We start from the raw sequence: 12,097 nt of genomic DNA on the forward strand, positions 1-12,097 counted from the left end.
GGCGTGCTGCGACACCGACGGCACGGCCTCCGTGGCGCCGTGACCGGTCAGCGACCGGGCGGGGCCGCCGCGGTCAGGTCGACCACGACCTTGCCCCGTCCCTCGGTCTCGGCGAGGTGGTGGGCGTGCGCGACGTCGTCGAGCGCGACGACGTGCTCGACGGGCGCCCGGAGCCGGCCCGTCGCGATCAGCCGCAGGAGGTGCGCGAGGTCGGCGCTGCGCGGGGCGGTCCGCACGGTGGCGAAGTCGCGCCGCGGCCGCAGGGACCGCAGGACGTCGGGGTGCAGCGGACGGACCGAGACCACGATGCCGCCGGGGGCGAGGAGGGGCGTCAGCCCGCGGGCACGGGACCGGCCGGCGGCGTCGAGGACCAGCGCGAACGGACCGGCCTCGGCGAGGCGCTCGGCGAGACCCGGGGCGCGCCGGTCGAGGACGCGGTGCGCGCCGAGCCCCCGCACCCACTCCAGCTTGGCGGCGCCGGCGGTGCCGGTGACCTCCGCGCCCTCGAGGCCGGCGAGCTGCACGGCGAACGACCCGATGCCCCCGGCCGCCCCGCTGACGAGCACCCGTGGGGGCTCACCCCCGGGACCACGACGTGCCCGCAGGCTCCCCACGTGGTGCAGCGCCTGCAACGCCGTCAGCCCGGCCAGGGTCACGGCCGCGGCGTCGGTGCCGGAGACCTCGTCGGGGACGCGCGCAGCCCGGTGCTGCTCGACCACGACCTGCTCGGCGAGCCCACCACCACGGTGCGGCAGGAGCGCGGCGACGCGGTCGCCGGGCGAGAACGCGGTGACCGTCGGCCCGACCGACAGGACCCGACCGGCGACGTCGAAGCCCGGGACGAAGGGCATCCGGCCCCACGTCGCCGGCGGGAGGTCGCCGCGTCGCAGGCCCAGGTCGGTGCCGTTGATGCTGCTGGCCTCGACCTCGATCAGCACCTCGTCGCGGCGCGGGTCCTCCGGGGCCCGGCGGTGCTCGACGCGCATCACCGAGGGCGGGCCGAACCCGGCGAAGCTCCCGACCCGCATCCGTCCGAGACTAGTGCCTGTCGGGGCAGTGCGATCCCGGTCCGGACCGGCGGTGCGGCTGTCGCAATCCGTTGGATCGCCGGCACCAAGCTCGCGGGTAGGGCGTTTTCGCCCCGGTGGTGCGGCAACGCCATGAGGGTGGGACGCCATCGCGACACGGGCGCCGGCACGCGCCCGGAGCTGCCCGCCGACGGGAGCCGCTCACACCGTCGACCCGCGAGCGTCACCCGCGACCGCGCCGCCGCCGTCGTGGCCGTCGGCGCCCTCGCGGGCGGGATCGCGGTCGCGAGCACCGCGGGGCCCTGGTCGCCCGACGCCGCGCCGGACCCGCCGCAGGCCCGTCCCGACGGCCCGTCCGGGACGGCCGGGGAACCCGGGGCCCCGGTCCCCCCGCCCCGCGCCCCGTCGCCGCCCGGGACGGTCGCGGTCCCGGCCGGCGCACCGGCCCCCGTGGCGGAGCCGCCGGCCCCCGTGGCGGAGCCGCCGGCACCGACGCTGTGGCGAGCCGACGGTCCGGCCGCGTTCCGGCAGACGCCGTGGAACACCGTGGGTCCCCTGCCGCCCCGGGTGGACGACGACGAGGTGACCGTGCTCCTGACGGGTCGCGGCCAGCGCAGCGAGGTCGAGCCCGACGTGCCCGCCGCCCAGGAGGGCGACCGCCACGACGTGGCGTTCTCGGTGCGGCTGGACGGCGAGTTCGCCCCGGGCTCCGCGACGCGGCAGGTGATCGCCCGGTGGGAGAACGACGGTCCGGGGCCGGCGCCGCTCGATCTGCGGGTGCGCGACGGCGAGCTCGTGCTGCACGGCGGCGAGGGTCATCCGTCGGGTCCGCGCACCGTCAGCCACGCCCTCGGACCGGCACCCATCGGCGCGTGGACCGACTTGCGCGTGCGCGTGGACTTCTCTGCGAACCCGGACAAGGCCCGTGTCGAGGTGTGGCGGGACGGCCGGCTCGTCGTCGACGACCACCCGCGGGGCGGCACCCTCTACCCCGGCCAGCAGAGCTACCTCAAGGTCGGCCTGCACCGGGACCGACTCCTCGCGCGGCCCAGCTCCGTGCAGTTCCGGAGCTGGCAGCTCGAGCACGGCCGCGCCACGCCGGTCCCGGACCGCGGCGAGGCCTCGCAGGCCCCCGCGCCGGAGCGTCGGCCGACGGACCCACCGGAGCGCGCCGACCGCGCTGCGCCGTCGGACGCATCGGCGGCGCGGACGACGTCGGCCTCACGGCACGACGGGTCCGCGCGCGACTCGACCCGACGTGTGGGGACGGCCGACGACGACGGGTCGTCGACCGACGGGTCGGCGCGCACCGCGTCGGAGGACCGGACGCCGTCCGACCGCAGCTCGACGTCAGCCCTCCGCACGCGCTCGGGCCACGAGCGCGACGAGGGCGCGGACCCCCGCCGCGCGGCGGATGTCGACGGATCGCCGCGCGACCGCTCTGCGGACGACCGAGCCGAGCGTGGTTCGTCGGAGAGCCCGGAGTCGGAGAGCCCGGAGTCGGAGAGCCCGGAGTCGGAGAGCCCGGAGTCGGAGAGCCCGGAGTCGGAGAGCCCGGAGTCGGAGAGCGACCGGTCGGACGGCTCCGAGCGCGACCGCTCCGACCGTGCAGACCGTGACCGGCACTCCGACGGCGGCCGGTCCGACAACTCCGACCGCGACCGGTCCGACGGCTCCGACAGCTCCGACAGCTCCGACAGCTCCGACAGCTCCGACAGCGGCCGCTCCGGGCACGACACGGACGACCGCGAGTCGTCGAGCCGATCGGGCGAGCGCGGGTAGTCCGGGGCCGCGGTGCTCACCGGACCGGAACGAGGTTGCGATCTCCCGACGACGGTGAAGAGTGGGCGGCGTCGGCGGACGGGGGAGGCCGGGTGGTCCACGTCGAGCCGTTCACCGTCGAGGACGACCTGCTCGCGCGCTCCTGGTCCGCGAGGCGGAGACCTAGCGACGGGCCCGTCCCTCGGGCTCGGCCAGCTCGAACCGCGCCCGCGGGCGCCAGCGCGCCCTCGCGCCCTCGAGGACGAGCAGGTCGAGATGCCGCACCTGCGCGCGGATCGGCAGGGCCCGGCCGAGTCGGGCGGCGGCGATGCGCAGGTCGTCCACCGACGACGTCCGCGAGAAGCCCACGGTCAGGTGCGGGACGACCGGGCGCCTCCCGTCGTAGGGCCGGAGCTCGGGGAACTCCGCGCACACCCGCTCCGTCATGGCCCGGAACGGCGCCTCGGACACCGGCGCGAGCCACAGGCAGTCGAGGTCGAACCACCGCGTCTGGTCGAAGACGCAGCCGAAGGCGGGAGCACCGTCGAGAGCCGCGTCCAGCCGCTTGATCACCGTGGTGTCGATGGCCGTCGGGGGGAGGAACGGCGCGAGCACCGTGACGTGCGCGGACAGGCCCGCCGCCGCACGCGGATCGAGCCGCCACCGGTGTCCGGCCAGCGCGGTGTCGGCCTCGCCGATGAGCGCGACCAGTGCACTGCGCGCGCTCACGTCGCCACGCGCTCGCGGACCTCGGTCGGGGGCACCGTACGAGTGTGCACGATCAGGTGGTGCACGACGGATTTGCCTCGTCCTCCGGAGTCGCTCGTCGTCACGTGCGCTAGCCGTGGAGCGGCCCGCTCCGGGGCCGCCCCGCGCGCCGGGCGATGTAGAACGCCGGCGCCGTCGTCGTCGTCCCGCACTGCGGACACCGCCGCTGCTCGTGGTGGCCGTCGTCGACCAGCTCACCCGGCGGGAAGCTCCGGATCCGACCTCGGCACTGCTCCCCGGGGCAGATCAGGTCCTGGTGCCACACCAGGTGCTCGAGACTCGCGGGGTCGGCTCCGCCGAACGAGGTGCGTGGTGCGACGACGTCGTCTCCCATCGCACCCACTGTCCCGTCCGTCGGGCAGGTCGACCCCGCCGCGGTCGGCAACTATTTTCCCGGAGCTCGTCCACCACGACCCGCGTGCGGCAGAGTGAGGGCGTGGTGGCCCGGGACCTGACCCGCGACGACTGGCGTGCGGCCCTCGTCCTCCCCGGTGCCACCGTCGTGCGGGGTCGGGGCGTCCAGGACACGCTGCCGGGCGGGAGCGCTCCGGAGTACGGCCTCTACCTGGGCGTCGACTACGCCCCCGCCTGGCAGCACGGGTGGCTCGACTGGCCGGACTTCGGCGTCCCGGCCGACCCCCTCGACGCGGTCCGGTCGATCGAGCGGCTGTACCGGTACGCCCGGGCGGGCCGACGGGTCGAGGCGGCGTGCCGCGCGGGCAAGGGCCGCACGGGCACCGTCATCGCCTGCCTGGCGATCCTCGACGGCCTCCCGGCCGACCACGCCGTGAGCTGGACCCGGCACCACTTCCACCACCGCGCGGTGCAGACGCCCTGGCAACGCGCATGGGTCCGACGCTTTCCCCAGCTGCGGGAGCAGGCCGCCCGGTCGGCTCGATGAGCGTGGAGCGCCTGATCGCGGACCGCGACCACGGGGGCCTGGACCTCCTCCTCAGGTCTGCACCTTCGTCAGCCGGACGATGCGGTAGCCGATGCCGAGGGCGTAGACCAGGCACCCGACGAGCACCGCCTGCCACGGCAGGGTCGCCACGAGGACGAGGCAGCCGGCGGCGCCGAGGACCTGCAGCCACCGTGGGAAACGCCGCTGCTCGGGGGCCTGGGTGAAGGCGGAGAGGTTCGCGACCAGGTAGTACAGCAGGACGCCGAACGAGGAGAAGCCGATCGCGCCGCGCAGGTCGGTGGTGAGCACGAGCACGCAGACGACGACGGCGACGGCGATCTCGGCGCGGTGCGGGACCTGGTGACGGGGGTGCACGGCGGCGAGCCGGCGTGGGAGGTCGCCCTGCCGCGCCATGGCGAGCATCGTCCGGCCGACCCCGGCGATCAGCGCCAGCAGGGCCCCGAGAGCAGCGGCCGCCCCGCCCACGACCACCACGGGCTCCGCCCAGGCCCAGTTCCCGGCGGCGACCGCGTCGGCGAGGGGCGCTCGCGAGGCGGCGAGCCGGTCCGGGCCCAGGGCGTGCAGGACGGTCACCGCGACGACGGCGTAGACCGCGACCGCGATCGCGAAGGCCACCACGATGGCGCGCGGGATGGTGCGCCCGGGGTCGCGGACCTCCTCGCCGAGGGTGGCGATGCGGGCGTAGCCCGCGAAGGCGAAGAACAGCAGGCCGGCGGACTGCAGCACCTCGTAGGGCCCCGCCGCACCGAGGGACCACACCGGCGCGTCACCCGGGTCCGTCCCGCCCCCGGCGAGCGCGGCGGCGACGGCCACGGCCAGCGCGAGCAGCACGACGGTCACGATCACCCGGGTGAGGCGAGCGGTGCGCGTGATGCCGCGGTAGTTGACGGCGGCCAGCACCACGACCACCGCGACGGCCGTCGGGCGCTGCCAGGCCGGCGGCACGGTGTAGGCGGCGACGGTGAGGGCCATCGCCGCGCAGCTGGCCGTCTTGCCGATGACGAAGCCCCAGCCGGCGAGGAACCCCCACCAGTCGCCGAGGCGCTCGCGGCCGTAGACGTAGGTCCCGCCCGAGGTGGGGTACTGCGCGGCGAGCTGGGCCGAGGAGGTGGCGTTGGCGTAGGCCACGACCGCGGCGATCGCCAGCCCGAGGAGCAGCCCGGCGCCGGCGGCCGCGGCGGCCGGCGCGAACGCCGAGAAGACGCCCGCCCCGATCATCGAGCCGAGCCCGATGACCACCGCGTCGGTGAGGCCGAGCCGGCGAGCGAGTCCAGCGTGATCCGTCATCCCGGCCTCCCGTCGGCCACAATCCATCAAATGCACTTGATGCATCGGTGGCGGCGCGCGCATACTCCCGGGCATGCCATCCGCGGGTCAAGTCGAGCTCCCGGCTTTCGTGCGGCTGGCCGCACACCCCCTGCGGTGGCGACTGATGACCGAGCTGTCGGTCAGCGACCAGCGGGTCCGCGAGCTGGTCGCCCGGGTCGGGGAACCCCAGAACCTGGTCTCGTACCACCTGCGGCAGTTGCGTGACGGCGGGTTGGTGACGAGCTCCCGCAGCAGCCTCGACGGGCGCGACAGCTACTACCACCTCGACCTGGACCGCTGCGCTAACGGCCTGGACGACGCCGGCGTCGCCCTCCACCCGGCACTGCGACGGCCACACGACAGCGGGTCACCCGCGCCGTCACGGCGCATCGAGGTGCTGTTCGTCTGCACGGGCAACAGCGCGCGCTCCCCCATCGCCGAGGCGCTGCTCGACCGCCATGCCGTCGCCGGGGTGTCGGCCACCAGCGCCGGCACCCGGCCCAAGGACCAGCTGCACCCCGACGCCGTCCGCGCCCTGCAGCGGGGCTTCGGCATCGACCTGTCCGGCCGGCGGCCCCGAGGCCTGGACACGCTCACCGACCGCCGCTTCGACGTGGTCGTCACCCTGTGCGACAAGGCCCGCGAGGTGTGCCCGGAGTTCCCCGGCCAGCAGCGGACGATCCACTGGAGCGTCCGCGACCCGGCGGCCGACCCCGGCCGCCAGGCCTTCGAGCACGCCACCGCGGACATCGACACCCGCGTCCGGTACCTGCTCCCCGTCCTCACCGCGACAGCAAGATCGGAGGGTCCGCCGTGACCGAGCACCCGGAGCGCGCCAGCGTCCGCTACCTCGTCGAGGACGTCGACGCCGCCATCGCCTTCTACACGACCCACCTCGGGTTCAGGCTCAACACGGCCGTCGCGCCGGCGTTCGCCGACGTCGTCCGGGGGCCGCTCCGGCTCCTGCTGTCCGGTCCGGCCAGTTCCGGCGCGCGGGCCACGCCCGAGGACGCCGCGACGCCGGGCCGCAACCGCATCCACCTCGTCGTCGACGACCTCGACGACGAGATCGCCCGGCTCCGCAGCGCGGGACTGGGCTTCCGCAGCGATCTCGTCGCCGGACCCGGCGGGCGCCAGGTCCTCGTCGCCGACCCGGACGGCAACCTGGTCGAGCTGTTCCAGCCCGCGGCGCCCGCCGACCCCCGGTAGCGCCCGGATCTCAGGGGCGGGAGACCCGGTCCTGGGTCACGCGACGCACCCGCAGCCGGCGGCGGTCTTGGCCTCGGTGACGGTCACGCCCGGGTCGGTGGCGGCCTCGTCGGGAGAGCAGCACGCGGTGACCCCGCAGCACGAGGACGCTGCGCCCGAGGTCTCACCGGTGGCGTCGGGCATCGTGCTGATGATCCCGGTGGTGCCGAAGTCCGGGGAGTCCTCCTTGACCGTGTAGACCTCCCACGGTTCGTGGCCCGGGCCGTGCACCCACACCTTGTCCTGGCGGGCGTAGCAACAGGTGGTGTCCTCCTCGACCTGGGTGAACAGCCCCAGCTCCGCGAGGCGCGCCGTGGCGGCGTCGACCTCGTCGGTCGACGCGACCTCGACGCCGAGGTGGTCCATCACCGTTGGACGGTCGTCCTCGCCCTCCAGCAGGACCAGCTTGAGCGGTGGCTCGGGGACCGCGAAGTTGGCGTAGCCGGGGCGGCGCTTGGCCGGCTCCACGCCGAAGAGCTGGGAGTAGAAGCGGATCGAGCCCTCCAGGTCGGAGACCCGCAGGGCGAGCTGCACACGGGACACGGTGTCCTCCTCGAACTCCGGGACGCCTGCTTCGACGTCCGTCGAACCGAAGACTGCGCCCTGTTTCGACATATGTCAAGGTAGATGTTTGTCGAAGCACGAGGTCCAGGAGCGACCGGCGCGGGTGAACGAGGCGGTGGGCGGCCTGGTCGTCAGCGTCGACGCCGCCACCATGTGACCCGTGGCCGACACCGACACCGCGACGACCGGCAAGGGACGCGCCCTCACCGGCGCCGTCCTGCTCGACCTCGCCGTCAGCCCGCTGTTCGCCTGGGACGTCTTCACCGACGCCCTCGGGCGCGACCTCGGCGTCGGCCACGCCCTGCTGGCCGGCGTGTTCTCCGTCGGCCTGGCCGCCTTCATGCTCGGCGTCCTGGCCGGCGGACGGGCCGCCGACCGCACCGCACCGCGCCGGCTGGCGCTGATCGCCCTCGCCGGCACGGTCCTCGGCCTGCTCGGCAGCGCCGTCGCCGGCTCGGCCGCCGTGCTGTTCCTGACCTTCGGCGTGCTGGTCGGCGGCGCCACCGGCCTCGGCTACGCCACCGCCGTCCGCGTCGCCGGCACCGTCACCTCCGGCCGCGGTCTCGCCCTCGGCCTCGTCGTCAGCGCCTACGCCGCCGGCACCGCCGTCCTCGCCCCGCTCGCGGCCGCGCTGCTGGCGGCGGTGGGCCGCACCGCGACCTTCGTCGTCCTCGCCGCGGTTCTCGGCGCCGTCCTCGCCGTCGCCGCCGCCCTCGTCCCCGGCGCTCGTCCCGCCCCGCCGCGGCGGCGCGACCACACCACCCCGCGATCCCGCCCGAGCGGGCCCGTCGTCGCCCTCTGGCTGGCCTTCGGCCTCGGCAGCGCGCCCGCCCTCGCCGCCTTCGCCCAGGCCGGCGACCTCGCCGGGGACGCGGCCGCGGTCACCCTCGCGGTCGTGCTGCTGAACGTCGGCAACTTCGCCGGCCGGCTCGTCGCCGGCCCCCTCTCCGACCGCATCGGCCGGCGCGCGGCGCTGCACGCCGACGCCGCGCTGCTCGTCCTCGCGTGCCTCCCGCTGGCGTCCGGCGCGAGCGGACCGGTCGCCCTGGCCGCCCTGCTCCTGCTGGGCACCCAGTACGGGGCGCTGTCGACCCTGGCGCCGGCGGCCACCTCCGACGTGGTCCCGGCCGAGCGCTTCGGCACCACCTACGGCCTGGTGTTCACCGGCTGGGGCATCGCCGGCCTCGTCGCGCCCGTCGCCGCGGCCTCACTGGCCGCCGTGATCGGCTTCGCAGCCGTCTACGTGGTCCTCCTCGGGATCGCCGCGCTGTCCTGGGTCGCGGTCGGCGTCTACGGGCGGCTCGTCGCCCACCCCGCGTGAGTCGGACGCTCCGCGGTCGGCTCTCGCCGTCGCGTCGCCGTCGCCGGGCACCCGACCCGTCGGCGTCAGCGCCGTGAGGCGGAAGCGGAAGAACTCGTGACGACGGGCGTCGGGGCCGTCGGGGTACCAGCCCACCGCACCGGTCGCCGGGACCACGGAGGTCCCGAAGAGCCTGGTGGTCGTGACCCGGCCGCCGAAGGGGTGCCAGTCCCAGCGGCCGGTCCCGTCGGGGTCGCCCCACCGCATCGTGCGGAACGTCCGCAGGCGCCCCGCGTCGTCGAGGTGGAGGTGCAGGTCGACGGGGGTGTCACCGACGTCGAAGAGGACGCGCAGGTGGCGGTCGTCGAGCGCGGACCACGAGACGCCGGGACCCGGCAGGACGGCCGCGGGGGCCCAGATGGCCTCCGCGCCGGCGCGCCCGGCGGCACTGCGGCTGATGTCGGGGCCGTCGGCGTCCACCAGGGTCACCAGCTGCGCCAGGGTCCAGCGCATCCGCCCCGGTCCCGCACCGCCGCGATCCGTCCCGCGGATGACCCCGGCGACCGTCGCCGACCAGCGGAAACCCCGCCGTGGCGCGAGCACCTCGTCGGCGCGGAACGGGAGCCACGCCCGCCCCAGCCGCAGCGAGCCGCGCATCCGCAGCCGCACCGCGGGGGCCAGGGGCGCCCCGGGGAGCAGGGACTGCGCGAACCAGCGCAGCACCGCCGGGGGCACCCGGTCACGCAGGTCGCACGGCCAGAAGACCGCGGGCGCGGCAGACGGGGGCGCCTGCGGGGGCGCGTGCTCCGCCCTGCCGAACAGGGCGTCCAGGTCTCGCGTGGTGATCACGTGCGCACCTCCGGCCGGTCGGGGGCCCGCGCCGCGTCGAGGTCGCGGCGGTGTCACGATGCCGACCCGTCCAGGCTGGGGACGGACCCGCGCGGCCACCAGGGCCGATGGTCCCCGGGCAGCGACGCGGCGTCAGCCCGGGGCTCAGGCCGCCGCGTGGCGCGGCGTCGTCGTGTCGAGCGTCCCGATGTGGACGTGGGAGAAGTCCTCGACGATGCCGTCGTCGAGGACCCGACCGAGGCGCACGCCGGCGAAGTCGGTGACCCAGCCGTCGTCGCCGGCCCGGCCGATGCCCACCCCGGCGTGGTCGACGACCCGGCGCCGCGTGTCGGTGGTGCTGTCCATGGCGATCTCCTCTCCTCGGTGCGGGTCCTCGCCCGCACCCCGAGACGCTCGTCCGCGGGACCGCCCGGCGCCCGGGTACTCCGACCCGGCCGCCCGGGTCGATGGTCGTCCTGCCGCTCGACGCCCGGCCGGCCGCGAGGAGCGGCCACGACCGGGTCACCCCGGCGCGTCGTCGGGGACACCGCGAGCCCGGGCACCGCCCGCCGGGCCGTCCGGGGTGGTGTCCTCGCGCAGGAGCCGCCGACGCAGCCGGTTGACGTCGCCCGCGCTCTGGCGCAGGGCGGCGGCGAGGCCGTCGAGCAGACCGGCGAGCTCGCGCTGGTGCTCCGCGGGGGCGCCCTCGAGCGCGGACTCCACGTCGTCGCGGAAGAGCCGCTCCATGAGATCCGCGACGCGCCGTCCGCGAGGGGTCAGGTCGACGAGGGTGCTGCGACGGTCGGTCGGGTGCCGGCGGCGCTCGACCAGTCCCCTCGCCTGCAACCGGTCGGCCAGCGCGGTGCCCGCCTTCGCCGTCACACCCAGGCGGGCGGCGAGGATCGCGACCGGTCGGGCACCCTCGCGACCCAGGTCGGAGAGCGTCAGCACCTCACCGACGCCGAGACCGAGCACGTCGGCGTAGGCCCGGCGGTAGGCGTCGACGGCCAGGACCAGGTCGCGCACCCGGTCCGGGACGGAGGCAGGGCCCGGTTCCTCGGTCACGTCGACCCCATCTCCGTACGACACTCCCCCGCCGGGCAGACGTCCGCCCCCGGTCCGGCGCGGTGCCGTCCCGGGGGCGGAGCTCCCTCAGCGACGAGCACCCAGCGGCTCGTCCCAGGTCGTGACCAGCGCGTAGAGGATCACCAGGTCCAGCGCGATCACGACGATGGACCACACGGGCGCCACCGGGATCATGATCAGGTGGACGATGGCGCTCAGTCCGACGATCGCGATCGCCGCACCCCGCGCCCAGCTCGCCGCCTCGCCGAGCAGGCCGGCCCCGACGATCGCGACCAGCGCCCCGATCACGAGGTGGATCCAGCCCCACGTCGCCCAGGACAGGACGAGCACCGTGCCGGTGTCGGTCACGAAGTACGTCGGGCTGACGATCGCCGCCAGACCCTCGATCACGCCGAACACGCCGACGACCACCATGACGACGGCCCCGAAGCGCACCCAGCCGGTCCAGGCACCCGCCTCCGGAGCCGGCGCCGCGCCCGTCCTCCCGGCCGGTCGCGCTCGGGACTCCGGACGTTCGCCGGCGGTCTGCTCGCTCATGGCTCCTCCTCCCACTGCCACCGCCTCGGACCCGTCGGCCGACGGGCCCGTCGTGACGGTCACGCGGATCGCGTCGCACGGTCAGGGACCAACGACCCGACTGCGGGCGGACCCCGGTCCCGTCCCCCGTCCGGCCGGTCCCCGCGGGCGGGACCGACGGCCCTGGTGTGCGACGACGGCGTCGGGCGCAATGGCGCCATGACGACCACGCGCTCCGGCCCCCAGGACCCCGCACCGCGGCTGCGCCCCAGCCGGCCCGTGCGGGTGGTCACCGAACAGACGTCGGTGGCCGAGGCGCTGCGCGTCATGCGGGTGGCCGGGGTGCGGCACCTGCCGGTGATCGCCGGCGACCGCTGTACCGGGCTCCTCGTCGACCGCGACCTCATCGCCGCGGCCGTGGACGGCGTGACCGAGCCGGTCGGGCGCCTGGTGCGCGGCCCGGTGCCGACGGTGGAGGCCGGCACCACGGCCGCCCACGTCGCGCGGGCGGTGCTCGCCGGCGGCCTGGACGCCGCGGTGGTCGTCGAGGAGGGCACGGTGGTCGGCATCGTCACCACCACCGACGCGCTCGTCGCCCTCGCGCACCTCGACGAGGACTGAACGCCCCGGCCGCTCCGGTCCGGTCGGCCCTGCTCGACGTCGGACGCCGCCGGCAGCGTCGGCGCAGGCATCGTCGTCGACGACCGGAGAGCGCCATGACCACCACGCCCGTCCCGCAGTCCCCGCCCCCACCGCCCCCGACGCCTC

General features: G+C 76.1%; 15 protein-coding genes. 6 read left to right on the forward strand and 9 right to left on the reverse strand.

Features of this window, described 5'->3' with window-relative positions; genetic code table 11:
• Window positions 1-47: 47 nt before the first annotated feature.
• Window positions 48-1,028 carry an NADP-dependent oxidoreductase gene (locus tag PGB27_RS28775; protein ID WP_274203887.1) on the reverse strand — a complete coding sequence of 327 codons (981 nt, stop codon included), beginning with the start codon at window positions 1,026-1,028 and terminating at the stop codon, window positions 48-50.
• Window positions 1,029-1,160: 132 nt separating this feature from the next.
• Here PGB27_RS28775 and PGB27_RS28780 point away from each other — a divergent pair, with 132 nt between their 5' ends.
• Complete coding sequence (locus tag PGB27_RS28780; protein ID WP_274203888.1) at window positions 1,161-2,810, forward strand: heparin lyase I family protein; 1,650 nt, start codon at window positions 1,161-1,163, stop codon at window positions 2,808-2,810.
• A 162-nt stretch (window positions 2,811-2,972) separates the two neighbouring features.
• Here the strand turns inward: PGB27_RS28780 and PGB27_RS28785 are convergent, their stop codons facing one another.
• Window positions 2,973-3,518, reverse strand: a complete 546-nt coding sequence (locus PGB27_RS28785; protein ID WP_274203889.1) for a 2'-5' RNA ligase family protein — start codon at window positions 3,516-3,518, stop codon at window positions 2,973-2,975.
• Between the two features lie 109 nt (window positions 3,519-3,627).
• Window positions 3,628-3,891: a hypothetical protein gene (locus tag PGB27_RS28790; RefSeq protein ID WP_274203890.1), complete on the reverse strand. Its 264-nt coding sequence runs from the start codon at window positions 3,889-3,891 to the stop codon at window positions 3,628-3,630.
• A gap of 84 nt (window positions 3,892-3,975) precedes the next feature.
• Here PGB27_RS28790 and PGB27_RS28795 point away from each other — a divergent pair, with 84 nt between their 5' ends.
• Window positions 3,976-4,458, forward strand: coding sequence for a protein-tyrosine phosphatase family protein (locus PGB27_RS28795; protein WP_274203891.1), 483 nt, complete (start codon window positions 3,976-3,978; stop codon window positions 4,456-4,458).
• Window positions 4,459-4,509: 51 nt separating this feature from the next.
• Here the strand turns inward: PGB27_RS28795 and PGB27_RS28800 are convergent, their stop codons facing one another.
• Window positions 4,510-5,766, reverse strand: coding sequence for an APC family permease (locus tag PGB27_RS28800; RefSeq protein ID WP_274203892.1), 1,257 nt, complete (start codon window positions 5,764-5,766; stop codon window positions 4,510-4,512).
• Window positions 5,767-5,839: 73 nt separating this feature from the next.
• Here PGB27_RS28800 and PGB27_RS28805 point away from each other — a divergent pair, with 73 nt between their 5' ends.
• A complete protein-coding gene (locus PGB27_RS28805) occupies window positions 5,840-6,604 on the forward strand; it encodes an arsenate reductase/protein-tyrosine-phosphatase family protein (protein WP_274203893.1) in 765 nt (254 codons plus the stop codon).
• Window positions 6,601-6,996, forward strand: coding sequence for a VOC family protein (locus tag PGB27_RS28810; protein WP_274203894.1), 396 nt, complete (start codon window positions 6,601-6,603; stop codon window positions 6,994-6,996). Before PGB27_RS28805 ends, PGB27_RS28810 begins: the two co-directional genes overlap by 4 nt.
• Before the next feature lie 36 nt (window positions 6,997-7,032).
• On the opposite strand, the gene PGB27_RS28815 is transcribed toward PGB27_RS28810, so the two are convergent.
• Window positions 7,033-7,578: an ArsI/CadI family heavy metal resistance metalloenzyme gene (locus PGB27_RS28815; protein ID WP_274203895.1), complete on the reverse strand. Its 546-nt coding sequence runs from the start codon at window positions 7,576-7,578 to the stop codon at window positions 7,033-7,035.
• Between the two features lie 181 nt (window positions 7,579-7,759).
• On the opposite strand from PGB27_RS28815, the gene PGB27_RS28820 reads away from it, so the two are divergent.
• Window positions 7,760-8,920 (forward strand): MFS transporter, encoded by a 1,161-nt coding sequence (locus PGB27_RS28820; protein WP_274203896.1) that lies wholly within the window; start codon window positions 7,760-7,762, stop codon window positions 8,918-8,920.
• On the opposite strand, the gene PGB27_RS28825 is transcribed toward PGB27_RS28820, so the two are convergent.
• The 4 genes from PGB27_RS28825 to PGB27_RS28840 all read right to left on the reverse strand — a co-directional run bounded on the left by PGB27_RS28825 (window position 8,807) and on the right by PGB27_RS28840 (window position 11,350).
• Window positions 8,807-9,748: a DUF6544 family protein gene (locus PGB27_RS28825; RefSeq protein WP_274203897.1), complete on the reverse strand. Its 942-nt coding sequence runs from the start codon at window positions 9,746-9,748 to the stop codon at window positions 8,807-8,809. The genes PGB27_RS28820 and PGB27_RS28825 overlap by 114 nt on opposite strands.
• Before the next feature lie 144 nt (window positions 9,749-9,892).
• Window positions 9,893-10,093, reverse strand: a complete 201-nt coding sequence (locus PGB27_RS28830; RefSeq protein ID WP_274203898.1) for a hypothetical protein — start codon at window positions 10,091-10,093, stop codon at window positions 9,893-9,895.
• A gap of 156 nt (window positions 10,094-10,249) precedes the next feature.
• Window positions 10,250-10,792: a MarR family winged helix-turn-helix transcriptional regulator gene (locus tag PGB27_RS28835; protein WP_274203899.1), complete on the reverse strand. Its 543-nt coding sequence runs from the start codon at window positions 10,790-10,792 to the stop codon at window positions 10,250-10,252.
• A gap of 87 nt (window positions 10,793-10,879) precedes the next feature.
• Window positions 10,880-11,350: a DUF7144 family membrane protein gene (locus PGB27_RS28840; protein ID WP_274203900.1), complete on the reverse strand. Its 471-nt coding sequence runs from the start codon at window positions 11,348-11,350 to the stop codon at window positions 10,880-10,882.
• Window positions 11,351-11,548: 198 nt separating this feature from the next.
• Here PGB27_RS28840 and PGB27_RS28845 point away from each other — a divergent pair, with 198 nt between their 5' ends.
• Window positions 11,549-11,950, forward strand: a complete 402-nt coding sequence (locus PGB27_RS28845) for a CBS domain-containing protein (protein WP_274203901.1) — start codon at window positions 11,549-11,551, stop codon at window positions 11,948-11,950.
• The last annotated feature ends 147 nt before the right edge of the window (window positions 11,951-12,097 follow it).

This window comes from Actinomycetospora lemnae, from assembly GCF_028737315.1.
Classification (GTDB): domain Bacteria; phylum Actinomycetota; class Actinomycetes; order Mycobacteriales; family Pseudonocardiaceae; genus Actinomycetospora; species Actinomycetospora lemnae.